Annotated in this window: 20 protein-coding genes; 17 read left to right on the top strand and 3 right to left on the bottom strand. The window is 65.4% G+C overall.

Annotated elements, in window-relative coordinates; all coding sequences use genetic code 11:
- Positions 1 to 108: 108 nt before the first annotated feature.
- From B3E94_RS10930 to B3E94_RS10885, 10 genes are all read left to right on the top strand, one after another.
- Complete coding sequence (locus tag B3E94_RS10930) at positions 109 to 633, top strand: phage tail protein (protein WP_286913499.1); 525 nt, start codon at positions 109 to 111, stop codon at positions 631 to 633.
- 31 nt (positions 634 to 664) lie between these two features.
- Positions 665 to 1,234 (top strand): phage tail protein, encoded by a 570-nt coding sequence (locus tag B3E94_RS10925; protein WP_286913498.1) that lies wholly within the window; start codon positions 665 to 667, stop codon positions 1,232 to 1,234.
- A gap of 38 nt (positions 1,235 to 1,272) precedes the next feature.
- The gene (locus B3E94_RS10920) at positions 1,273 to 1,809 is read left to right on the top strand and encodes a phage tail protein (protein WP_286913497.1); all 537 of its coding nucleotides are present in this window, start codon (positions 1,273 to 1,275) and stop codon (positions 1,807 to 1,809) included.
- 8 nt (positions 1,810 to 1,817) lie between these two features.
- Positions 1,818 to 2,330, top strand: coding sequence for a GNAT family N-acetyltransferase (locus B3E94_RS10915; RefSeq protein WP_286913495.1), 513 nt, complete (start codon positions 1,818 to 1,820; stop codon positions 2,328 to 2,330).
- Positions 2,331 to 2,471: 141 nt separating this feature from the next.
- Positions 2,472 to 8,987 (top strand): putative Ig domain-containing protein, encoded by a 6,516-nt coding sequence (locus B3E94_RS10910; RefSeq protein WP_286913493.1) that lies wholly within the window; start codon positions 2,472 to 2,474, stop codon positions 8,985 to 8,987.
- Between the two features lie 169 nt (positions 8,988 to 9,156).
- On the top strand, positions 9,157 to 9,552 hold the full coding sequence (locus B3E94_RS10905) for an ASCH domain-containing protein (protein WP_313393655.1): 396 nt from the start codon (positions 9,157 to 9,159) through the stop codon (positions 9,550 to 9,552).
- The gene (locus B3E94_RS10900; protein ID WP_286913492.1) at positions 9,545 to 10,342 is read left to right on the top strand and encodes an aminoglycoside phosphotransferase family protein; all 798 of its coding nucleotides are present in this window, start codon (positions 9,545 to 9,547) and stop codon (positions 10,340 to 10,342) included. Before B3E94_RS10905 ends, B3E94_RS10900 begins: the two co-directional genes overlap by 8 nt.
- Positions 10,343 to 10,487: 145 nt before the next feature.
- Positions 10,488 to 11,081, top strand: coding sequence for a transcriptional regulator BetI (gene betI, locus B3E94_RS10895; protein ID WP_286913490.1), 594 nt, complete (start codon positions 10,488 to 10,490; stop codon positions 11,079 to 11,081).
- The gene (locus B3E94_RS10890; RefSeq protein WP_286913489.1) at positions 11,081 to 12,490 is read left to right on the top strand and encodes an amidase; all 1,410 of its coding nucleotides are present in this window, start codon (positions 11,081 to 11,083) and stop codon (positions 12,488 to 12,490) included. Before betI ends, B3E94_RS10890 begins: the two co-directional genes overlap by 1 nt.
- A gap of 225 nt (positions 12,491 to 12,715) precedes the next feature.
- Entirely contained in the window at positions 12,716 to 14,158 is a 1,443-nt protein-coding gene (locus B3E94_RS10885; protein WP_286913488.1) for a purine-cytosine permease family protein, read from the top strand.
- Positions 14,159 to 14,182: 24 nt separating this feature from the next.
- Here the strand turns inward: B3E94_RS10885 and B3E94_RS10880 are convergent, their stop codons facing one another.
- The 3 genes from B3E94_RS10880 to B3E94_RS10870 are packed head-to-tail and all read right to left on the bottom strand — an operon-like array spanning position 14,183 to position 17,593.
- Complete coding sequence (locus B3E94_RS10880; RefSeq protein WP_286913487.1) at positions 14,183 to 15,298, bottom strand: carboxylate-amine ligase; 1,116 nt, start codon at positions 15,296 to 15,298, stop codon at positions 14,183 to 14,185.
- 7 nt (positions 15,299 to 15,305) lie between these two features.
- Entirely contained in the window at positions 15,306 to 16,259 is a 954-nt protein-coding gene (locus tag B3E94_RS10875) for a class I SAM-dependent methyltransferase (protein ID WP_286913486.1), read from the bottom strand.
- Positions 16,259 to 17,593 (bottom strand): iron-containing redox enzyme family protein, encoded by a 1,335-nt coding sequence (locus tag B3E94_RS10870; protein ID WP_286913485.1) that lies wholly within the window; start codon positions 17,591 to 17,593, stop codon positions 16,259 to 16,261. Before B3E94_RS10870 ends, B3E94_RS10875 begins: the two co-directional genes overlap by 1 nt.
- 170 nt (positions 17,594 to 17,763) lie before the next feature.
- Here B3E94_RS10870 and B3E94_RS10865 point away from each other — a divergent pair, with 170 nt between their 5' ends.
- The 7 genes from B3E94_RS10865 (at position 17,764) to B3E94_RS10835 (ending at position 24,294) form a co-directional block, all read left to right on the top strand.
- Positions 17,764 to 18,264 (top strand): DUF4142 domain-containing protein, encoded by a 501-nt coding sequence (locus tag B3E94_RS10865; RefSeq protein ID WP_286913484.1) that lies wholly within the window; start codon positions 17,764 to 17,766, stop codon positions 18,262 to 18,264.
- Positions 18,265 to 18,463: 199 nt separating this feature from the next.
- On the top strand, positions 18,464 to 20,317 hold the full coding sequence (locus B3E94_RS10860; protein ID WP_286913483.1) for an ABC transporter ATP-binding protein: 1,854 nt from the start codon (positions 18,464 to 18,466) through the stop codon (positions 20,315 to 20,317).
- 88 nt (positions 20,318 to 20,405) lie between these two features.
- The gene (locus B3E94_RS10855) at positions 20,406 to 20,948 is read left to right on the top strand and encodes a sigma-70 family RNA polymerase sigma factor (protein ID WP_219824873.1); all 543 of its coding nucleotides are present in this window, start codon (positions 20,406 to 20,408) and stop codon (positions 20,946 to 20,948) included.
- The gene (locus B3E94_RS10850; protein WP_286913481.1) at positions 20,945 to 21,652 is read left to right on the top strand and encodes an anti-sigma factor; all 708 of its coding nucleotides are present in this window, start codon (positions 20,945 to 20,947) and stop codon (positions 21,650 to 21,652) included. Before B3E94_RS10855 ends, B3E94_RS10850 begins: the two co-directional genes overlap by 4 nt.
- A gap of 74 nt (positions 21,653 to 21,726) precedes the next feature.
- The gene (locus B3E94_RS10845; RefSeq protein ID WP_176517497.1) at positions 21,727 to 22,287 is read left to right on the top strand and encodes a fasciclin domain-containing protein; all 561 of its coding nucleotides are present in this window, start codon (positions 21,727 to 21,729) and stop codon (positions 22,285 to 22,287) included.
- A 166-nt stretch (positions 22,288 to 22,453) separates the two neighbouring features.
- Complete coding sequence (locus B3E94_RS10840; protein WP_286913479.1) at positions 22,454 to 23,434, top strand: quinone oxidoreductase family protein; 981 nt, start codon at positions 22,454 to 22,456, stop codon at positions 23,432 to 23,434.
- A gap of 14 nt (positions 23,435 to 23,448) precedes the next feature.
- Positions 23,449 to 24,294: a TauD/TfdA dioxygenase family protein gene (locus B3E94_RS10835; protein ID WP_286913478.1), complete on the top strand. Its 846-nt coding sequence runs from the start codon at positions 23,449 to 23,451 to the stop codon at positions 24,292 to 24,294.
- Positions 24,295 to 24,437 lie beyond the last annotated feature (143 nt).

Below are 24,437 nucleotides of genomic sequence, written 5' to 3'. Positions count from 1 at the left end.
CCAAGACGCTATCTCCACATTCTTATGTTTGGTTGTAACCGTCGCCTGCCTCGCGCCTTGAGGTGGGTATCACAGTGCGCGCAGTTCGAGTCATGGAGTATTGAGAGCATGGATAACTTCCTGGGCGAGATCCGCCTGTTCAGCTTTACCGTCATTCCCAGAGGCTGGCTACCGTGCAATGGCCAGGTACTGCCTATCCAGACCTACGCCGCGTTGTTCTCGCTGCTGGGAGCGCAATTTGGCGGTGATGGCAAGACTACCTTTGCCCTGCCCGACCTGCGGGGGCGAGTCGCCATGGGTAAGAGCCCGTATACACCCACCCAGAAAGGTGGCTCGGAGACGGTCATGCTGCCCGCATCGGCGATTTATGCACATTCGCACACCGTACAAGTCAGCAACTCGACCATGGGCAATGGCGCACCAGCAGGCCGCTTTCCGGCAACCAACGTCAGCAGCACCAACAGCACCCCTGCGCAGCCGACCTACGTCAACGCCGACACCAGCAAGCTGGTGGCCCTTCACCCCGACACCATCGCCAGCACCCCGGCCCAGACGCCAGTGCCGAACATGCAGCCTTCGATCTGCCTGAGTTACTGCATCGCAACCACGGGTGTCTACCCTCCGCGCCAGTAACGAACCCACTCAACTTTGCCAGGGGCACCCCATGACTGACTACTTCGTTGGCGAAATCCGCCTGTTCGCAGGCGACTATGCACCCGTCGACTTCGTCATCTGCGACGGCAGGCCGTTACAGATCAATGACTACCAGGCCCTGTACTCGCTCATCGGCACCACCTATGGCGGCGACGGGCAAACGACCTTCAATGTGCCTGACTTGCGTGGCCGGGTTGCCGTGGGTACCGGCACGGGCACCAGCGATAGCGGCGCGCTGACACCGCGCTCGATCGGGCAGATCATGGGCACCGAGCAGGTGGCCCTGACCCCCACCAACACCCCTTCGCACTCCCATGCCTTCAATGTCACCAACAGCCCCGCCAACAGTGCCGAAGCAGCAGGCCCATCGGCCACCAACCTGCGCACGTTCGGTGCCTTCACCAAGCAAGGCGCCGTCACGGGGCTGTACAGCACCAGCAGCCCCAGTAATGCCGTTGCACTGAACCCAGGCGCCCTGGTCAAGGCAGGCGGTTCTGGCGCGCCGCACAACAACATGATGCCCTCACACGCCATCAACTACATCATCGCCGTCCAAGGGCTCTATCCGAGCCAAGGCTGACGCAGCGCACTTGCCCGCCCACTTGCAGGAAACCATTCATGGACGCATTCTTCGGCGAAATCAGGCTCTTCCCCTTCAATTACGTTCCCCAAGGTTGGCAGCTGTGCGATGGAACATCGCTACTCGTGCAGACATTCCCGGGTCTGTACGCAGTGATTGGCAACAAGTACGGCGGCAACAGCGTCAACTTCAACGTGCCCAATCTCCTCGGCGAAGTAACCATGGGGGTAGGCTCGGGGCCGGGCCTGACCCCGCGCAAACTCAACGATGTTGCGGGTGCCAACTCAGTCCAGTTGCAGCCTGACAACTTTGCCCCTCACACCCATGAGCTTAGGGCTCAACCGGGCAACAGCTTCAGCGAAGGTAAGGACGTACCGTCCAATGCAACATTCCTCTCGCAACCGCGCACTACGCTGCTGTACAGCGCCAACGCGGGCAACCCGGAGTACACCCTGGCCGACGCCAGCGTCGGCGTCACCGGCAGCAGCGGACTCATCCAGCGCTCGACCCAGCAGCCCTACCTGACCTTTGCGTACTGCATCTGCGTGGACGGGATCTTCCCGCAAAAACCTTGAACGATGCGATGCTGACAGCGCACTTGCAGGCCAATACCCACGCCAGCCTCAGCCTGCGCCCGCAGGCCGAGGCCGACGTGGCTTTGCTGCGCGCCCTGTTCGTCGCCCGGCGCGCGGGGGAATTTGCCGCGATGCCCTGGAGCGATGCCGAGCGCGAAGCCTTCCTGCACGCCCAGGCCGACTTGCAAAGCCGCCACTACGCACAGCACTACCCACACGCCTGCATGCTGGTCATCGAACAGCACAGCCAGGCGATCGGGCGCCTTGGCGTGAATGAAGGCGCAGACGAGCTGCGAGTGATCGATATCGCGCTGCTGCCCGCCTGGCAAGGCAAGGGCATCGGCAGCAGCCTGCTGCACGCGCTGCTGGCCTGGGGCGACCGCCATGGCAAGGCCTGCACGCTGAGCGTCGACCAGGCCAACCCGGCACAAGCGCTTTACCGCCGCCTGGGTTTCGACGCCTGCGCCGACCCTGGGCTGTACCTGCAGATGCGCCGGCCACCGATGCCTGCCCGGCCCTGAATAACAACGTGATGGAACACGCACATGGACAGCTAGCCACCTGCCTCACCTCGGTTACCCAAGCATCGCTGGCAATGCCGGCGGTTGATTCTCTTTGACACCGTAGACGATCGCCGATCGGCATATGGCTGGAAGCCTCCCATGACTCGCTCCCGCGTGCTCCCGCGTTCCCCGCTGTACACCCTGCTCTGCTGCCTGTGGCTGCTGGCCCTGGCGTTTATCCTGCCGGCACAGGCCAGCGCGATGACCGTAAGCCCCCCCGCCGGCAGCAATCTGGGCAGTTTTCCTGCCGGCGTGGACCTGAGCGTCGCGCTGAGCGCCAGTGGCGGAGACCTGCCGATGACCGGCTGGTACGACTGCGACCTGAGCAATGCCAACTGCTTGCCGGGCGATCTGGTCATCGAGGAGTCGAACGGCAGTGCCAGCACCACCATCCACGGTGTGCCGAACGTGTCGCCCGGCACCTACAACTTCTCGATCACGGTGTTCGACAACTCCTCCTGGCAGGTCGTGCCCTACAGCATCACCATCACCGGTGCAGGGCCGACCGTCACCGGCCTCAGCCCGTCGTCCGGCAGCACCGCCGGCGGTAACACCGTGACCATCAGCGGCACCGGCTTCACCGGCGTTAGCGCCGTGCGTTTCGGCGCGTCAGCGGCGTTGGCCTTTTCGGTCAACAGCAGCACCCAGATCACTGCGACCGCGCCCTCCGGGTCTGCGGGCGTAGTGGACGTCGTGGTGACGACAGCAGGCGGTACATCTCTCATCAGCAGCGCCAGCCGCTACAGCTACGCCACATCCCCCACCGCCGGCCCGGTGAGCGCCACCGTGGCCGCCAACAGCAGCAACAACTCGATCACCTTGAACGTCAGCGGCGCCGCGGCCACCAGTGTGGCGGTCGCCAGCCAGGCAAGCCATGGCACGGCCAGCGCCAGCGGCACCAGCATCAGCTACACCCCAACGACTGGTTTTTCCGGCTCGGACAGCTTCACCTATACCGCCACCAACGCCAACGGCACCTCGGCAGCGGCCACGGTGAGCGTGACCGTGTCGCCCCCCAGCCTGACCATCACCCCCGGTGCCCTGGCGAACGGCACGGCGGGCGTTGCCTACGACCAGACGCTGAGCAGCGCAAATGGTACCGCGCCCTACACCTATGCACTGATTTCCGGCTCGCTGCCCCCAGGCGTGACATTATCGAGCGCCGGCGTGTTCAGCGGTACGCCCAGCAGCGCCGGCACCTCCAACCTGACTATCCGCAGCACCGACCAGTACGGTGCCATCGGCACCATCAACTACACGATCAGCGTCGCCGCGCCGGCCATCTCCGTCATGCCGCCCACGCTGCCCGCTGGCACGTATGGTGCCCCCTATAGCCAGGCCATCAGCGCCACGGGGGGCAACGGCAGCTACAGCTTCAGCGTGCTCGCGGGGGCTCTGCCGGACGGACTGAGCCTGAGTGGCGGTACCTTGAGCGGTACGCCGACCAACGCCGGCAGCTATTCGTTCACCCTCCGCGCCACTGACGGCAACAGCTTCACCGGCACGCGGGCCTACACGATGACGATCGCCACCCCGACCTTGAGCCTGACACCGCTCTCGGTAGCAAATGGCATCGCTGGTAACGCCTACAGCCAGGCCTTCAGCACCAGTGGCGGCATCGCGCCGTACAGCTACGCCATTGTCTCCGGCAGCTTGCCCAGCGGCATGACCCTGGCCCCCGGTGGCCTGCTCAGCGGCACGCCGACTGCGACGGGTATTTCCAACTTCTCGCTCAGAAGTATGGATGCCAACAGTGCGAGCATCACGCAAAGCTACAGCCTGGCGATTACCGCCCCGGGCATCAGCCTCACGCCGGCCGCCCTCAGCCCCATGCAGGTAGGCTCAGCCTCCAGCCAGAGCTTCAGCGCCAGCGGCGGCTCCGGCCCATACACCTACGCCGTCACCAGCGGTGCATTACCCGTCGGCATGATGCTCAACACCAGCACTGGCAGCCTCAGCGGAACACCGACCATCGCTGGCGGCTACGCCTTCACGATCACCGCCACCGACCGTATGGGCTTCACTGGCTCGCGCAGCTACGGCGGCACCATTGACCAGGGCGCCCCCGTTGCCGGGCCCATCAGCCTTACCGTCTCTGCCAACAGCACCGCCAACCCGGTCACCCTGAACCTGAGCGGTGGCACGACCACTTCGGTGGCCGTGGTGGTCGCTGCCAGCAACGGCGTGGCCGTCGCCAACGGAACCAGCATCACCTACAAGCCCAACGCAGGCTTTTCTGGCAGCGACAGCTTTACCTACAACGCCACCGGCCCGGGCGGTACGTCGAACGCCGCGACCGTGAGCGTGACCGTCATGGCGCCGACCATCGTGCTGACCCCCACCAGCATTCCCAGCGCGACCGTGGCCACGGCCTACTCGGTGACGCTCGGCGCCAGCGGCGGCAGCGCTCCCTATACCTACAGCCTGACCGGCGGCACCCTGCCGGCCGGCCTCTCGCTGTCTGCGGGGGGCTTGCTCAGTGGCACGCCGACGGCGGCCGGCAGCTTCAACTTCACGGTCACCGCCACCGACAACAACGGCATGACCGGCACACAAGCCTACAGCTTGAGCGTTGGCCAGGCCGCCCCTGTGGCCGGTAATCTCAGCTTCTTCGTCCCCGCTAACAGCAGCGCCATCCCGGTCGGCCTGATCCTCAGCGGTGGCCCGGCGACGTCGGTGGCCGTGGTGAGCAATGGCGGCCACGGCGTGGCCAGTGCCAGTGGCACCAGCATCAGCTACAAGCCCAACCCAGGCTTTGCCGGCAGCGACAGTTTCACCTACACCGCCACCGGCCCAGGCGGCACGTCGAATACGGCAACCGTGAGCGTGACCGTCACCGCACCGACCATCGCGCTGACGCCCACCACCATCCCCGGCGCCACCGTGGCCACAGCCTACTCGGCGACGCTGACGGCCAGCGGTGGCAGTTCGCCCTATACCTACAGCCTGACCACCGGTACCCTGCCGGCCGGTATCTCGGTGTCTACGGCGGGCGTGCTCAGTGGTACGCCGATGGCAGCCGGCAGCTTCAACTTCACCATCACCGCCACCGACAGCACCGGCTTCACTGGCACACAGGCCTACAACCTCAGCGTTGGCGAGGCCGTACCCGTGGCAGGTAACATCAGCCTTACCGTCGCCGCCAACAGCAATGTCAACCCCGTCACGCTGAACCTGAGCGGTGGCCCGGTAGCCTCGGTGGCCGTGGCGAGCAATGCCAGCCACGGCGTGGCCAGCGCCAGTGGCACCAGCATCACCTACAAGCCCACCCCAGGCTTTGCCGGCAGCGACAGCTTCACCTACACCGCCACCGGCCCAGGCGGGACTTCGAACACGGCAACCGTGAGCGTGACCGTCACCGCACCGACCATCGCGTTGACGCCCACCAGCATCCCCGGCGCCACCGTGGCCACAGCCTACTCGGCGACGCTTACTGCCAGCGGCGGCAGTTCGCCCTATACCTACAGCCTGACCACCGGCACCCTGCCGGCCGGTATCTCGCTGTCTACGGCGGGCGTACTCAGTGGTACGCCAACGGCAGCCGGCAGCTTCAACTTCACCATCACTGCCACCGACAACACCGGTTTCACCGGCACACAGGCCTACAACCTCAGCGTTGGCGAGGCCGCACCCGTGGCAGGTAACATCAGCCTTACCGTCGCCGCCAACAGCAATGTCAACCCCGTCACGCTAAACCTGAGCGGTGGCCCGGTAGCCTCGGTGGCCGTGGCGAGCAATGCCAGCCACGGCGTGGCCAGCGCCAGTGGCACCAGCATCACCTACAAGCCCAACCCAGGCTTTGCCGGCAGCGACAGCTTCACCTACGCCGCCACCGGCCCAGGCGGCACGTCGAACACGGCAACCGTGAGCGTGACCGTCACCGCGCCAACCATCGCGCTGACGCCCACCAGCATCCCCGGCGCCACCGTGGCCGCAGCCTACTCGGCGACGCTTACCGCCAGCGGCGGCAGTTCGCCCTATACCTACAGCCTGACCACCGGCACCCTGCCGGCCGGTATCTCGCTGTCTACGGCGGGCGTACTCAGTGGTACGCCAACGGCAGCCGGCAACTTCAACTTCACCATCACCGCCACCGACAACACCGGTTTCACCGGCACACAGGCCTACAGCCTCAGCGTTAGCGAGGCCGTACCCGTGGCCGGTAACATCAGCCTCACCGTCGCCGCCAACAGCAGCGCCAACCCGGTCACCCTGACCCTGAGCGGTGGCCCGGCAGCTTCGGTGGCCGTAGCGAGCAATGCCAGCCACGGCGTGGCCAGTGCCAGCGGAACCAGCATCACCTACAAGCCCAACCCAGGCTTTGCCGGCAGCGACAGCTTCACCTACACCGCCACCGGCCCAGGCGGGACTTCGAACACGGCAACCGTGAGCGTGACCGTCACCGCGCCAACCATCGCGCTGACGCCCACCAGCATCCCCGGCGCCACCGTGGCCACAGCCTACTCGGCGACGCTGGGTGCCAGCGGCGGCGCTGCGCCTTATACCTTCAGTGTGACCGCCGGCACCCTGCCGGCCGGTATCACGCTGTCTACGGCGGGCGTGCTCAGTGGTACGCCGACGGCAGCCGGCAACTTCAACTTCACCATCACCGCCACCGACCACACCGGTTTCAGCGGCGCACAAGCCTTCAGCGTGGCGATCGCCAATCAGGCACCGGTGGCCGGCGCGGTCAGTGCCTCGATCGCCGCCAACAGCTCGGCAACGCCCATCGACCTCGTGCTCGACGGCGGCGCGGCCAGCAGCATCGCCGTCAGTACCGCGCCAAGCCACGGTACCGCCACCGTCAGCGGGCTTCGCCTCAGCTACACGCCGAAGGCCGGTTACTCGGGCAGCGACAGTTTCGCCTACACGGTCACCGGCCCAGGTGGCACCTCGGCACCGGCCACGGTGACCATCACGGTGAGCGCGCCGACGCTGGCCATCACCCCGACCACGCCCAACCTGCCGCCCGCCATCCAGGGCCAGGCCTACAGTGCCAGCCTCGGCGCCAGCGGCGGCACGCCGCCTTACCGCTACGCCGTGGCCGGCACGCTGCCAGCCGGGCTGACCCTCGACAGCGCCAGCGGCAGTGTCAGCGGCACACCGACGACGGTGGGTGACAGCAGCTTCACCATCAGCGTGACGGACGCCAATGGCGCCACCGGCAGCCAGCTGTACAACCTGTCGACCGCCGCGCAGGCCGTGGTGGTGCCACCGTCCAGCGAGACACTGGCACCCGGCCAGGCCGCAACCGTCGACCTGACCCGCGGCGCCAGCGGCGGCCCGTTCCTGCGCGCGCGCCTGCTGTCGGTAAGCCCCGCAGCGGCGGGCTCGGCCAGCCTCAGCGGCCCGTTCACCCTGAACTTCACGCCTGCTGCCGCCTTCGCCGGCACCGCCGTGGTCGCCTTCAGCCTGGAGAACACCGGCGGCAACAGCACCAGCAGCACCGTGACCTTCACCGTACAACCACGCCCCGACCCCACCCGCGACGCCGAAGTGATCGGCCTGCTCAACGCCCAGTCGCGGGCCGCCGAGCGCTTCGCCAGCACCCAGATGGACAACTTCAACCGCCGCCTGGAACAGCTGCACCGCCCCACCTGCGACCGTGATTCGTTCAATGCCAACGTGCGCCATGGCCGTGACGACGTCAGCCTCGGCGGCCTGGGCAAGGCCTTGCGCGACGAACTCGAGGGCAATGGCAAAGGCCAGGAGCAAGAGGATGAACGGCGTCGCCAGGAAAAGGACAGCGCCCAGGCCACCTCCGGCGAGTGCCGCGAAGAGGCCCTGGCGTTCTGGACCGATGGCTTCGTCAATACCGGCTCCAACCGCGCCCGCGGGGCCAAGGACAACAGCTTCACCACCTTTGGCCTGAGCGCGGGCATGGACTATCGCTTGTCACCCCGCGCGGTGGTGGGCGTGGGCATCGGCTACGGCAATGACCGCACCGACGTCGGCGAGCAGGACAGCCGCAGCGATGGCGACGCCCTGGGCCTGGCGGCGTACCTTTCGGTCAACCCGTTGTCGGAGATGTACGTCGATGCGCTGCTGGGCTACAACCGCATCCGCTTCGACTCGCGCCGCTATGTCACCGCCAACCCATCCGAAGGCTACGCCCACGGCTCGCGCGACGCCGACCAGTTGTTCGCCTCGCTGACCGCCAGCTACGAGTACCGCCAGGGCGCCCTTTCGCTGGCGCCCTATGCGCGGGTCAACAGCAGCTACACCCGCCTGGACGCCTACAGCGAACGCGGCGGCGGCATCTATGGCCTGTCGTATGACGAGCAGAACCTGCGCAACGTGACCTCGTTCCTGGGGGTGCGCTCCGCCTACGACATCCAGACCGGCCTGGGCGTGCTGACGCCTCGTGTGGGCCTGGCGTGGGGCCACAACTTCGAGCGCAACGAGGACTACCGCATGCGCTATACCGACCAGGGCAGCGACGGCATGCTCTACCGGCTGTCGCCCGACCCGCAGGACAGCAACTTCATGGACCTGGACCTCGGGCTGGACCTGAGCGTGGGTCGCGCCTGGCGCGTTGGCTTCTCGTACAAGACCGCGCTTGGCACCGACGAGCGCAGCGAGATGTTCCGCCTCGGGTTGGAAGGCAGGTTCTGACAATGCGTTGAAATGAAGCAGGCCTGGCTGGGGCACGTCAGTTGACCCCGCCAGGCCTGCCAACCCATTGTCTAGGTTGGGCTAGAGTCCTCCCTGCATGAAAAGTGCCTCGAACGCGCAAGGTGTGAGGGGCCACTCCCCTCGCCACCGGCTTTGACAAACCTCGGGGCTGCCAGCCAGACTCGCCGGTTCATTCAAGGAGCGCACCATCAAAGCCCTGTCAATCGTCCGCCCCAGCGGCAGCCGGATCGCTGCTGGCGAGAAAACCCTCGAAGTTCGCCGCTGGCCCGCTGACCTCGCCCCCTCCGAAGACCTGCTGATCGTGGAAAACGGCCGCTTCCTGCATGCCGAAGGCGAGGAAGATGCCGACGGTATCGCCGTGGCCATCGTCCGCGTGAAGGCGGTGCGGCCATTCGTGCTCGCGGACATGCAGGCGGCCTGCGCCAGTTACTTCGAAGAAGGCTGGCTGGCCTGGGAGTTGAGTGACGTAAGGCCCATCGAAAGCGCCATGCCCGTGCGTGCTGCCCGCAGCATCTATGAGGTGGATTTCGCCCACGATGTTTGACCAGTACCTGAAACGGTGGGGCCTGACCCGCGACGGCGAGGCCTTCGCCTCGCTCAATGGCAACCTGCTGCCCGTTCGCCAGGGCGATGTAGCCGCCATGTTGAAAATCTCCCAATCGCCAGAGGAGTTGGCAGGCAATCAGCTCATGGCCTGGTGGCAAGGCGACGGCGCAGCGCCCGTGCTGGCGCTTGATGGCGGAGCGTTGCTGATGGAACGCGCGCAAGGCTCGGCAGCGCTTGCGCAGTGGGTCGAGGGTGGCCGCGATGATGAGGCCACGCGCACCCTGTGCGCGGTAGCCGCCCGCCTGCACCGCCCTCGCGCCAGGCCGCTGCCGACATTGGTGCCGCTCGAACACTGGTTCGAGGCGCTATGGCATGGCGCCGCAACCCATGGCGGCATCCTGGCACACAGCGCCCGGGCTGCAACCGAGCTGCTGGCGGCGCCGCGCGACGTGGTGGCGCTGCACGGCGATATCCATCACGCCAATGTGCTCGATTTCGGCCCGCGCGGCTGGCTCGCCATCGACCCCAAGGGGCTGCATGGCGAGCGCGGCTTCGACTACGCCAATATTCTCTGCAACCCGGATGATGCCAGCGCCCTTGCGCCGGGGCGCTTTGCGCGGCGCATAGCGCTTATCGCCGAAGCCGCCGCAATCGATCGGCCACGGCTGTTGCAATGGGTGCTTGCCTGGGCCGGGCTCTCGGCAGCCTGGATGCTCGAAGCGGGTGATGAAACCGGTTGCAGGCTCGAGATTGCGAAACTGGCCGCAGCGGCGCTCACGCACGCTTGAAAACTGCCTGAAAACGACCTGCACCTAGGCATGTCCGTCATCATCCTGCCGCTCGGGCGGATGACGGACCTTTTGCTTGATCCGGGCTGAAAATGAGTGCTAATTTTTTTTCATTGAGCAACCAATGAAAAAAAGGAAAGCGGTCATGCCCAAGGTCGGAATGCAGGAAATCCGCAAGAAACAGCTGGTCGAAGCGACGCTCAGCCTGATCGGTGAGCAAGGCCTGGCGGGCACCAGCATGGCCCAGGTCAGCGCGCGCTCCGGCATGTCGAACGGGATCGTGCACCACTACTTTTCCGACAAGAACGCCCTGCTCGAAGCCACGTTGCGTGAACTGAACAAGCGCATCAACGCAGAGATCTTCAACCACCTGCGCGCCGCGCAGACACCTGACGAACGTGTCCAGGCATTCGTGCTGGGCAACGTCAGTGCACTGAACCTCACCCGCGAAAACGTCGCCGCCTGGCTGGCCTTCTGGGCGCAGGTTCCCCAGCACGCCCAGTTCCAGCGGATTCAAGACATCGTGGCGCGGCGAAGCCATTCGCTGTTGTTCCATGCCCTGGCAAAAACGATGGACGCCCAAGCGGCGCGCGCAAAGGCGCGGATGATCGCGGTATTCATCGACGGCATCTGGCTGCGCGCAGCCATCGACCCAACGCAGGAGGCCCTCAGGGAATCTCGACAACTGGCTTATGAGTTTCTCAACAACTTACTTGGCTACAACCTCAAGGTGCAGTAATGACTCGCGACGAATACAAGAACAATGATGCGGTTGGCCTCAAACAACTGATTGACGCAGGCGAGGTCAGCGCCTTGCAGTTGGTGGAACTGGCGATCAGGGAAATCGAAGCGCAGGACTCGCAACTTGGAGCACTGGTGTCGGTCGATGTCGACGGCGCCCGACAATCTGCGGCGCAGCGCAAGTCAGGCCCGTTGGCAGGGCTGCCGGTGCTGATCAAGGACACCAATATCGACGTCTGCGGCTTGCCTACGCGCCATGGCTCGCGCCTGTACAAGGACGCCCCTGCAGCAACGGCCGACAGTGAGTTCGTGAGGCGCTTGCGCCAAGCCGGTGCGGTCATCCTGGGTAAAACCAAGACGCCCGAATTTGCCGGCGACTTCGTCACCGAGCCCGAATATTTCGGCCCTTGCCGCAACCCCAGAAACCCACGCTACGCATCCGGCGGCTCCAGCGGTGGCTCGGCCTGCGCGGTGGCGGCCGGCATGGTGCCGGTTGCCCATGGCACCGATTGTGGCGGGTCGATCCGAGTGCCAGCAGCGGTATGCGGGGTGGTGGGGTTGAAGCCTACCCGTGGGCGCAACCCGGTCGGCCCGCACGTTGGCGAGTTTGTCGGTGGCCTGGATTGCGAGCACGTGCTTACCCGAACGGTTCGCGACACCGCACTGATGCTCGATGTACTGGCGGGCTACGAAGCCGGCGCCCCTTATGCCGCGCCGCCAGGCCCTGGCTCCTGGCTTGCCAGCCTGCAGGCCAAGTCCGCGCCGCTGAAGATTGCCTTCAGCTGCAACAGGCCCGACGGCAGCGATATCGACGACGCCATTCGCGGGTCGGTGCTGGCCGTGGTCGATTTCCTCGGCGCTGACGGGCATCGCCTGCAGGACTTCAAGTGGCCCGATATCACCGGCGCCGGGGATGCGGCGGCGGTGTTCTGGCAGCTGGAGATCGAGGCGCTGATGACCCAGCGCTCGCTCGACCTTGGCCGCCCGCTACAGGAAGACGATGTCGAGTGGGTCACCTATGCCATGTACCAGGCATCGAAAGCGCGCTCGGCGCTGGATGTGTACAACGCAAGGCAGGTGCAGAACCGGCTGTCGCGGCACATGGCGGCGCTGTTCGAGGACATCGACGTGCTGGTCACCCCGACCGTGGCCCTCGCCCCACCCCTGATCGGTGGATTTACCGCGGCGAAAGCGCAGGAACTGCAAGTCTGGTACGACAACGCCTATGCCTTCTCGCCCTTCACCGAACTGTTCAACCTCACCGGGCAACCCGCAATCAGCGTGCCCATTGGCGTGATGGGTGACGGGCTGCCAATCGGTTTGCAACTGGTCGGCAAGTTTGGCGACGAGGAAACCATTCTAAGGCTGGCGAGCGAAATCGAACGCAGTTTCAGCGCGAAGTATTGAATCTATGAAGTTGCAGTGAACACCGTGTATCCCGAGTGGTTCACGCCTTGATTGCGTGGCCCGCTCGCCTGTTCATAGATCAGCAGCAAAGTTACACCGCCCGTTTGCGACGCCCTAATAAAACGGATTCCCTACCCTGACAGTGAAGTTCAACGTCTGCGGGCTTTTGCATCGTCTCTCTCCAATCAATACATGTACTAAACAATAACTACAGGTACTGTAATCATGTCAACGAAAGCACCTGGCTCGCCCGCTGGACGGTTTACTTTCGAAGTACGCTCCATCGATCATGTTCCCCATTCGGAACGCCACGGCAAAGCCTGGCACCTGTGGCCGATCTGGTTTTGCGGAGGCGCGCAGCTCACCACGCTGGCTGTCGGGATCATCGGCATCGCGATGGGCGCCAACCTGATCTGGTCGGCCATAGCAATCGTGCTGGGTTGCGCGTTCGGCACGCTGTTCATGGCCGGCCATTCCACCCAGGGGCCGCAGATGGGGTTGCCGCAACTCATCCAGTCGCGCCCGCAGTTCGGCTATATCGGCGCCTTGCTGGTGTACCTGGTGGCGATCGTCACCTACATCGGCTACAACGCGTTCAACCAGCTACTGGTCGGCCAGACCTTGCACGAACTCACCGGAGTTTCCGCGCAAGGATCGGCCATGGCCTTCTCGCTGCTGGCCATTTTCATGGCCATCGTGGGGTACAACTCCTTCCACAAGGTTCAGCGAGGCCTGGCCTTCGTCATGGTGGCCATGATGGCGGTGCTGACCATTGGCCTGGCGGTGTGGCTGAAGCTGCCCGAGCGCCAGCTGGCCTTGCAGGACTTCAACTTAAATGCGTTTCTCGCGCAGTTTTTCGTTGCCGCCGCCTACCAACTCAGCTGGGCAATCTACGTGTCCGATTATTCGCGTTACTTGCCGGCCGAAGTCAGTGTGCGTGCGTCGTTCTGGTGGACCTACCTCGGCGCCATGATCGGCGGCGTCTGGATGATGTTGATCGGCGCGGCCGCAGCGGCTTTGAGCCCCGGGCAAAACCTGGCAGCGGGCTTGATCATGGTCGGCGACATGGTGTTTGCCGGCTTCGGCAAAACCCTCGTGGTGGTGTCCGTGCTGATTCTGATCACCAGCGCCGCGCAGAACTTCTACGGCGCCTCCATCACATTGCTCAGCATCATCGACACGCTCAAGACGCAAACCTCGACCTTGTTCAAACGCATCATGGCAATGCTGGTGGTGGGCAGCGCGGCCATGCTGCTGGCGTTGCTGGCAAATGACAACTTCGTGAAGGAGTTCGGTGATTTCCTGGCGATATTGCTCTACCTGTTCACGCCGTGGACCGCCATCAACCTGGTGGACTTCTACGCCGTCAGGCACGGGCGCTACTCGATCACGGAAATCTTCAACCCCAATGGCATCTATGGCCGCTGGAACTGGAGGGGCATCGGCGCCTACCTGGTGGGCTTCATCGCCATGCTGCCGTTCTCCAACACGGGCCTGTACACCGGTTACATCGCCGAGCAGCTGGGCGGTGCTGACATCAGCATGCCAATAGGCCTGGCGGTTTCGGCCTTGGTCTATCTGGGGCTGTGCCGTACCCAGAACATCGAGTCGGAACTGACCGCGCTCGGCACGGCAGATTTGCGCCTGGACAACGGCACGGCCGGTTGATTGACCGCCAGCGGCGGTGCCGGGTCAATGCCGGGCATCCTCCAGCACCTGCCCCACCACCGCCCGCATCGCCCCACGCAAGTCGAAACCTTGCGTGCGGGCCTGCTCGAATGCCGCCAGCTGGCGTTCGGCACTGGTGCCCTCGGCGATGATCCGCGCCGCGTGCCTGAACGAGCGCTCGGCATCCACGCAGGCCGCAGGCAGCAATGCCTCGAACTGCGCCAGCCAGCCTGCGGCAGTCACCGGTTGCTCTTGGTGAAGCCCAATGAAGGTGCCTTGGCGCCCATAGCGGCAGGCCCGCCAGTAGTTCTCCTGGGTGACCCAGCGCAGCTCCCGGGTCATCGGCCGCCAACCCGCGTGGGGCTGCAGTTCATGCTCGACCAAGTGGCGGAACAAGCCCGCGATTGCCAGCCCATCCTCCAGCCGCGGGCAGGCGTCGCAGATGCGCAACTCGACCGTCGGGTAGCGCCGCGACGGGCGCAGCGCCCACCAGAAATCCCCTTTGGCATCCAGCGCTGCGGTGCGTTGCAGCAGCGCCCGGTAGCGCAGGTAGGCGTTCCAGTCCGGCAGCGCTTCGGGCAGCCCCATGTACGGCCATTCGCCACAGATCACCCGGCGATAGCTGCGGTAGCCGGTAACCTCGCCACTCCACAACGGCGACGAGGTGCTGAGCAGCAGAAACAACGGCAGCCAGTACAGCACGCGGTTGATCAACTGCATGCGGTCGCACCCGGCAGGCACGCCGACATGCACGTGCAACCCCGACAGCAGGCTGCGCCGGGCCACGGCCTGGTAGTCGTCGAAGAGCTGGCGGTAATGCCCGCTACTGCGGGGTTGCTGGCGTCGCCACTGGGCGCTGGGGTGGCTGGCGGCGCCATACAGGCCCAGCCCGTGCTCGGCCAGCGCGCTGTTCAGGCGCTGGCGGTGCTCGCCGAAGAAGCTGCGGGCCTGGTGCAGGTTGCCGAGCACCGGGGATACCAGCTCGATCTGGCTGCAGAACATCTCTTCGGCAAAATGCGCGCCCAGAGCCTCCCTGCAGCAACGGGCCACGGCCTTCGATGGCCTGGCCTGCACCTGGCCGCTGGCAAGATCGACCAGCAGGTATTCCTCCTCGATGCCGAACGTGCAGCTCGCAGGCATGGCCCGATCAGCCATTGCGGGTGAGGGTCAAGGCGACAGCGGCAATGCGCTCGACCTGCTCATAGCCAGGCTCTAGCAACTGTTCGCCGAACACGTCGGGGTCCACTTCGCGGTAGGCCCAGCTGAAGGCCGACCCGTGCAGGCGCTGCTGCACCGCCTCATGCAGGGCATCGCGGCCTTCGACCATGGCGACACCGCTGTACAGCAGCAACGTGCCGCCCCGCGCCAAGCGCTGGCACGCCTGTTCGACGATGCGCAACGACAGCTCGGCGCCCAGGGCGCCGCCGCCATGGCGGTAGGTGCGTTGGCCGGCATCGAGCATGTACGGCGGGTTGGCCACGATCAGGTCGAAGCTACCGGTGATGCCGGCCAGCAGGTCGCTGGGCTCCACCGACACAGTGGCGATGCCGGCCAGCGCCGCATTGATGGCGGTATAGCGCAGCGCCAGGGGGTTGATGTCCAGCGCACTGACCTGCGCATGGGGCGCGGCGCGGGCGATCAGCAGCGCACCGATGCCGCTGCCGCAACCGATGTCCACGGCATGCTGCACCGGCGTTGCGCGGTGCTGCAGGTGGTCGCCGATAACCTGGGCGAAGCGGTAGCTGTCGGGGCCGAAGAACACCGCGTCGCTGCTGTCGGTGGGCCAGGCCGAATGTACCAGTAGCAGGTCATCGAGGCTCGACCAGCGCACCGTGCTGCGCAGCAGGCCACCCTCCTCTTTCAGCACGCCGGCCGCTGTCAGTTGCCGCAGTTCGTCAGCGCTGAGCAACGCCGGTGAGAAGGGCCGGCTCCAGCCGAACACGCCGCGCAGGTCATGGGCCTGGTGCAGCTCGGGCCGGGCATTGACCCGCGCCTGCGTGGCCGGTGTCGGGCAGGTGAAGCGATAGCCATCGGCGCGCAGGCGCCGCCCCAGTTGCAACAGCGCGTGGTCGGCCTGGGCCTGCTGCTGGTCGAGCAACATCAGTGCGGCCCTCCGTGGGCCAGGCCCGTGGCGCGGATGAAATCGCGGGTAGCACGCAGGCCCTCGGGCTCGGCATGGCGGCCGGCCGACATCTGCTCGATCATGCGCTCCACGCCTGGCAGGCCCTGCGAAGTGTCGTGCTCGGGCTCCAGCGCCAGTTCCTTTTCCCACTGCCCGGGTGACACGCGCCGGTAGGTCACGCCCGGCCAGTCGTTGGCGATCCAGTCGTACCAGAGCTGTTTTTCATAGGCGTTGAACACGCCGAACATGGCGGCCACCGGGCCGTCGATCAGGGTCCAGAAACGGCTGTGCTGCGGGTCTTCGCCGCGCCGCACCCAGCGCTGCGCCTCTAGTGCGCGCAAAAAGCCCGGCATCCCGGCAGGCTCGGCAAGCCACTGGTTGATGGTGCGGCCTTGCAGCAGGCAGTGGTCGCCGTGCATGCACTGGCCGAATACCCGTTTGCGCTCCAGTGCGGCCACCAGTTGCGCTTGCAGGTCGAAGCTGGCAATCAGCGACGGTGTATCGATGCCCATTTCGTTGAGGCGATAGCCCTGTCGAACCCGCGCATAGAAGGCCTGCGCATCGTCGACAGGCATCAGCAGGCGCAAGGCGTCCAGCGCGCGGCGGGCATGGCCGCTGGCGGCATTGTCGATGGTCACATGCAGGCGGAAGTAATGAGCGTCGATGCCGAGTTCGGCCAGCTCGTGGGTGGTAATCAGCAGGTGCAGTGGCGGTTGTTCGTAGCCCAGGTTGTAGCCGATCACCTCCGGCAAAAAGGCCTCGCCGTGCTCGCCGAGCGCCAGTTGCAAAGCGCCCTGCAGGTACCTGGCGGGCTCCAGCGGCATGACCTGGGTGCAGCCGAGGCGGCCCAGCAGCCGCTGGTAGATCAGCACATGGTTGCAGCGGGGGTCGCCGTCGCCGAGTTCTTCGAGGAAGGTGCGGATCAACCCGTGCCAACGGGGGTCGCGCCAGTGGCGCAAGGTGGCGTGCAGCCAGGCGCCATCGACCAGCTTGGTCGGCGCGACCTGTTGCACGAACCACAAGGCCTGGGCGCGAGTGGCGAAGTAGCGCCGGGGGGCGCCATCGGCGCGCTGGCGAAGATAAGCCGCGTGCTCGCCGGCCACCTTTGCTGCATGGGCGCTGGCCCACTGTGCAAGCGCTGCGGGCGTATCGGGCAGGTCGTCGGCCAGCGTCTCGGTACGGCGCAACTGCCAGGCAAGCCACTCGCGGCCCCCTGGGTAGGGGCCTTGCAGCATGGCCTGGTAACGCGTTTGCGGGTCATCGACTGCCAATTGCGCCAATTGGCGAGTGCCTGCAGGGCTCATCACCGTCATACCGGGTGCCTCCACCGTGACTACAAACTGTGATTTCGCCAATCGGCAGGGATTCGATCCGGATAGCCAACGGGGGGACCAACGGTGGGTGTAGAAAAATTAAACCTTTGCCCGCCAGCGCCGCTCAACCGAATGCGACATCGAAGTCGCGTCCCTTTGAGGAGTGAAAGATGAGCAAGCCATTTTTCAAGATCGCCGGCGTTACCTTGTTGATGAGCATGGCCTCCTTCCACGTGATGGCCGCCAGCTCCAATGACTTCGTCGATGCCGCCACCGAGGCCGGGATCGCCGAAGTGGTGACCGGCAACCTGGCCATGGAAAAGTCCCAGGATGCCGAAATCAAGACATTCGCCCAGCAGATGGTCACCGACCACACCAAGGGAAACCAGAAGCTCGGCGACATCGCCCGCTCCCTGGACATCAGCGTGCCCGATGACGCGGCGCTGACCGACAAGGTCAAGAAGATGATCCTCGAATGGCGCGACGAGTCCTTCGACAAGTCCTATGTCAACAACCAGGTCGATGCCCACGAAAAAGCGGTGGAGCTGTTCACGAAGGAAGCGGCGTCTTCCGACAAGGCTGAACTCAAGGCCTTCGCCAGCGACGCCTTGCCGACCCTGCAGCACCACCTGGAGCAGGCCAAGGCCCTGCAGGCCAAGCACGGCAAGTAAACGCGTGGAGCCCAATCGCCGGCAAGCCGGCTCCCACACAGGGCGATGCAGCTTCTCCTGTGGGAGCCGGCTTGCCGGCGATTTGGCCGCGCAGCGGCCCCTCGGACAGAGAAACGCATGAACCTGATGTATGGTTACCGGACCGGCGCGCCGTCGACGTTGCCCCAAGCGCGCCCAGCTGATCATTAGGGAAATCACCATGCTGCGTATCTTCGAACGATGGCTCGACCCATTTCCGCCCGACGAAGCCCCACCGCCCCCGGCGGGCCTGGTGCGGTTCATGTGGGCCTGCACCCGCGGCGCGCGCGGCTACATCCTGGCGCTGGCGCTGTTCAGTGCCGGCGTGTCGATCTACGAAGCCTGGCTGTTCTCCTTCCTCGGCCAGGTGGTCGATCTGCTCTCCACCTGGCAGTCGGGCGGTGCGGTCGGCGCTGAGGAAATGCGCGTGCTGTGGGGCATCGGCCTGGTGCTGCTGGCGAGTATCGTGCTGGTGGCGTTGCGCACCCTCATGCAACACCAGGTGCTGGCGATCAACCTGCCGCTGCGCCTGCGCTGGGACTTCCACCGCCTGATGCTGCGGCAAAGCCTGTCGTTCTTCTCCGACGAATTCTCCGGGCGGGTCACCACCAAGGTGATGCAGACCGCGCTGGCGGTGCGCGAGGTGCTGTTCACGCTGATCGAGATCGTGCCTGGCATCGGCGTGTACTTCATCGCCATCATCGCCCTGGCCGGTGGCTTTGCCCTGAAACTGATGCTGCCGTTCATTGCCTGGCTCGCCCTGTTCGGGCTGGCCATGCTGTACTTCGTGCCGCGCCTGGGCCGGGTCGGGCAGGAGCAGGCCCACGCCCGCTCCTCGATGACCGGCCGGGTCTCCGATGCCTACACCAACATCACCACCGTCAAGCTGTTCTCCCACTCCAAGCGCGAGGCGCATTTCGCCCGGGCGGCGATGGAAGACTTCAAGCAAACCGGCTTTCGCCAGATGCGCCTGGTCAGCCAGTTCGAGATCGTCAACCAGGCGCTGGTGGTCGGCCTGATCCTGGGCGCCGGCGGCTACGCCTTGTGGCTGTGGCACCAGGGCCAGGTCGGCACCGGCGCGGTGGCGGCGATCACCGCCATGGCCCTGCGCATCAATGGCATGTCGCACTGGATCATGTGGCAGATGACCTCGCTGTTCGAGAACATCGGCACGGTGCAGGACGGCATGGCCACCCTCACCCGCGGCCCCAAGGTGCAGGATGCGCCGGATGCCGGGGTGCTGGTGACCGCAGGCGGTGCGGTGACCTTCGACAACGTCAGCTTCAACTACAACGGCGAGCGCCAGGTGCTCGATGGCCTGAGCCTGCACATTCGCCCGGGTGAAAAGGTCGGCCTGGTGGGCCGTTCCGGTGCCGGCAAGTCCACCCTGATCAACCTGCTGCTGCGCTTCTACGACGTCGACAGCGGCACCATCAGCATCGACGGCCAGAACGTCGCCAAGGTGACCCAGGACAGCCTGCGCAGCGCCATCGGCATGGTCACCCAGGACACCTCGCTGCTGCACCGCTCGATCCGCGACAACATCGCCTACGGCCGCCCGGATGCCACCGATGCGCAAATCCGCAGGGCCGCGTTCAATGCCCAGGCCGATGGCTTCATCCAGCAGCTCAGCGACCGCCAGGGCCACAGTGGCTACGACACCCTGGTCGGCGAGCGCGGCATCAAGCTGTCCGGCGGCCAGCGCCAGCGCATCGCCATTGCCCGGGTGATGCTCAAGAACGCGCCGATCCTGCTGCTGGACGAAGCCACCAGCGCGCTGGACTCGGAAGTGGAAGTGGCGATCCAGGAAAGCCTGGATGAAATGATGCAAGGCAAGACCGTGATCGCCATCGCCCACCGGCTGTCCACCATCGCGGCCATGGACCGGCTGATCGTGATGGACGAAGGGCGCATCATCGAGCAAGGCACGCACAGCGAGCTGCTGGCCCGAAATGGCACCTATGCGCGGCTCTGGCAGCACCAGAGCGGAGGCTTTTTGGGCGAGGACCAGGGGCTGGCCGAGGCGGTGGAGTGAGCGCTCGGCCACCGCAGGGGCAAAAGCCGACTACAGTAGCTGCAAAGCTGCGCGGGGGCAGAGCCAGGTGACGATCGATCCGCAATCCGTGCCAAACAGCACAGCCACGGCGCAGAACCTGCTGTTGCAGGCCTGCGCCCAAGGCAACCGCCTGGCATTCGAGACCCTGTACCACGCCACTTCCGCCCGCCTGTTCGGCATCTGCCTGCACTATTTGGGCAACCGCGCCGAGGCCGAGGAAGTGCTGCAGGAGGTGTACACCAATGCCTGGCTCAAGGCGGCCACGTTCAACCCGCAACTGGCCAGCGCCGTGACCTGGCTGGCCAGCATGGCCCGCCACAAGGCCATTGACCGGCGCCGTGTGCTGCACCCTTGCGAAACGCTCGATGCGGTGCACGAATGGCCGCAACAGGAAAGCGTCAGTGAAACCGTCGAGCGCGAGCGCCAGGGCAGCCAGCTGGACCGCTGCCTGGAGACGCTGGACGCCGACCAGCAACGCTACATCCGCGTGGCCTTCTTCGAAGGCTATTCGTACGCAGAACTGGCCCAGCGCCATGGCATCCCGCTGGGGACCATGAAAAGCTGGATTCGCCGCGGCTTGCTTCGACTTCGAGTGTGCCTGGGCCTATGAGCGACAACCAACAGCCGGATGACAATGACCCCGACCTGCTGATCGCCGAGTACGTGCTGGGCGTGCTGCCCCGCGAGCAACAGCTGCAGCTGCAGGCCCGCGCCGCGCAGGACCCACGCCTGCAGGCCAGCATCGCCGCCTGGCAGCGGCACTTCGACAGCTGGCAGGCACAGATCGCCCCGGTCCAGGCCCCGCAGGGCACATGGCGCGCCATCGAGCGCCAATTGTTCCCCGCCGGCACCGCCAGCAAACCCCGCGGCGGCTGGAACGACATCCGCCTCTGGCGCTGGACCGCAGCGGCACTGTGCGCCGCCCTGCTGGTGGCCTCCCTGGCGCTGCTGCAAGCGCCTTCTGCACCGCCCTCGGCACCCGCCCTGCTCGCCCGGCTGCAACAGAACGACGGCAATACCCTGTTCGCCGCCACGGTATTGGCCGAGGGCCGCGCCGTGCTGTTCGTGCCGACCCGCAGCCATGACTGGCAAGGCAAGAGTGCCCAGGCCTGGTTGATCGGCGCCGATGGCAAGCCGCATTCCCTGGGCCTGCTGCCAACCGATGATGCCGTCAGCCTCGACGTGCCGCCCGGGCTGGATGGCGCGCTCATCGACGGCGCCGTGCTGGCCGTGTCGCTGGAGCCGCCCAACGGCTCGCCCACCGGGCTGCCGACAGGACCGGTCGTCGCCCAGGGCAAGATATCGTCGCTGTGATGCATCCGTTTCGGCGCCTGACTCGTACATTGCACACCTTCATTCGAAGGCACGAACGATCGAGGAGTCGCATCATGCTTACCTTTGTTCAACGCATTGCCGCAACGTGCCTCGCAGCCCTCTGCCTTGCCGCATCACCGAGCTTTGCCGGCGATACCGTGATGGTCGGCGGGGCCGCCATGTACCCCAACAAGACCATCGTCGAGAACGCCGTCAACTCCAAGGACCACACCACCCTGGTGGCCGCCGTGAAGGCCGCGGGCCTGGTCGACACCCTCAACGGCAAAGGCCCGTTCACGGTCTTTGCGCCCACCAACGAAGCCTTCGCCAAACTGCCGGCAGGGGCGCTCGACAACCTGGTGAAACCGGAACACAAGGCCGACCTCACCAAGGTGCTGACCTATCACGTGGTGGCCGGTACCCACACCTCCAAGCAGTTGATGGCCGATGCCAAGATGCACGGTGGCAAGGCCATGCTCAAAACCGTCCAGGGCGAGCCGCTGACCGTCATGCTGCATGACGGCAAGCTGTGGGTGGTGGATGCCAATGGCGGCAAGGCCGCGATCACGATTGCCGACGTGATGCAGGCCAACGGCGTGATCCACGTGATCGACACGGTATTGATGCCTAAATAGAGCCCGGGCAGCTGGCGGGCACTGGCTGCCGTGTCCGTCAGGCCCCTGTCATGAAAAGACAGGCACCTGTCACCCGATGTGAAGCGCCCCGTTGCACCCCCGCCCTACAGTCTGTTCCAGCGTGATCCAACGCTCACAACAACAATGCAGACTGGAGAACACACCCATGGCCAAAGCCGTGCGCTTCTACGAAACCGGTGCCCCCGAAGTCCTTCGCTACGAAGATGTCGAGGTGGGTGAACCAGGCCCGGGCGAGGTCCTGCTTCGCCACGAGGCCGTGGGCCTGAACTACGCCGATACCTATTTTCGCAATGGCACCTACCCGATCCCCATGCCCAACGGCATCGGCGTCGAGGCAGCCGGCGTCGTGGTGGCCCTGGGCGCGAGCGTGAGCAACGTCGCAGTCGGTGACCGCGTCACCTACACAGGCTTCATCAACACCCTCGGCGCCTACAGCACCGAGCGCATCATCCCGGCCGCACCGCTGATCAAGCTGCCAGCCAACATCAGCTGCCAAACCGCCGCGGCCATGACCATGCGCGGCCTCACATCGTCCTACCTGCTGCGCCGCATCTACGCCTTCAAGCCGGGTGACAGCGTGCTGCTGCATGCCGCTGCTGGCGGTGTCGGGCTTATCGTGTCGCAGTGGGCCAAGCTGCTCGGCCTGAACGTGATCGGCACCGTGTCCACCGAGGCCAAGGCCGAGCTTGCCCGTGCCCATGGCTGCAGCCACATCATCAACTACAGCCGCGAGGACGTGGCCAGCCGCGTGCGCGAAATTACCGACGGCGTGGGCGTGAACGTGGTGTTCGACAGCGTCGGGCGCACCACCTTCATGGGCTCGCTCGACTCGCTCAAGCGCCGTGGCCTGATGGTTTGCGTGGGCACCGCCTCGGGCACCATCGAACCGTTCGACCCGCAGATCCTGGCGATGAAGGGCTCGCTGATGCTGACCCGCCCGGCCCTGGCCGACTACATCGCCGACCCGGCCGAGAAAGCCGCCCTGGCCGGCGAGCTGTTCGACCATGTGGCCAGCGGGCGGATCAAGATCGAGATCAACCAGCAGTACGAACTCAAGGACGCCGTGCAAGCCCACCGCGACCTGGAGGCACGCAAGACCACCGGTTCATCGATCTTCTGCATCTAAGGGCGGGCCACATCATGCAAGTCGAACAACTGACCTGCACCATCGGTGCCGAGCTGGTGGGCCTGAACCTGGCCGACGCCATCCACGACGACGGCCTGTTCGCCGAGGTTCGCCAGCAGCTGCTCAAGCACCGCGTGCTGTTTCTGCGCAACCAGGACATCAGCCACGCCGAGCACGTGGCGTTCGCCCGGCGCTTCGGCGAGCTGGAGGACCACCCGGTGGTCGGCAGCCACCCCGAGCACCCGGGCCTGGTGCAGATCCACAAGTCGCCAGAAACGCCGGTAGACCGCTACGAGAACGCCTGGCACACCGACACCACCTGGCGCGAGAACCCTTCCATGGGCGCGGTGCTGCGCTGCCTCGAATGCCCGCCGGTGGGCGGCGACACCGTGTGGGCGAACATGGTGGTGGCCTACGAGCGCCTGCCGGCGGACGTCAAGGCCAAGATCGAAGGCCTGCGCGCGCGGCACAGCCTCGAGGCCAGCTTTGGCGCCGCCATGCCCATCGACAAGCGCCTGGCGCTCAAGGCGCGCTACCCGGATGCCGAGCACCCGGTGGTGCGCACCCACCCGGAAACCGGCGAGAAGGTGCTGTTCGTCAACAGTTTCGCCACCCACTTCAGCAACTACCACACGCCTGAGCGGGTGCGCTTCGGGCAGGACTTCAACCCAGGGGCGTCCGAGCTGCGTTACCTGATCAGCCAGGCGACGATCCCCGAGTATCAGGTGCGCTGGCGCTGGAAGCCCAACAGCATTGCCATCTGGGACAACCGTAGCACCCAGCATTACGCGGTCATGGACTACCCGCCCTGCCACCGCAAGATGAACCGCGCCGGTATTATTGGTGACAAGCCCTATTGATGGGCTTGCCGTGAGGGTTGCGGTGGGCCCTATGGGTTTGCCGTGAGAGTTGCGGCGAACCCTATGGGCTAGCCGTGAGAGTTGCGGCGAACCCTATGGGCTAGCCGTGAGAGTTGCAGCGAGCATGAGATCGAGCGCCGCCC

Source organism: Pseudomonas sp. UBA6315 (assembly GCF_002438125.1).
Lineage (GTDB): Bacteria > Pseudomonadota > Gammaproteobacteria > Pseudomonadales > Pseudomonadaceae > Aquipseudomonas > Aquipseudomonas faucium.
The sequence above is the reverse complement of the archived record's forward strand: the minus strand, read 5'-3'. Positions and strand labels throughout refer to the sequence as shown.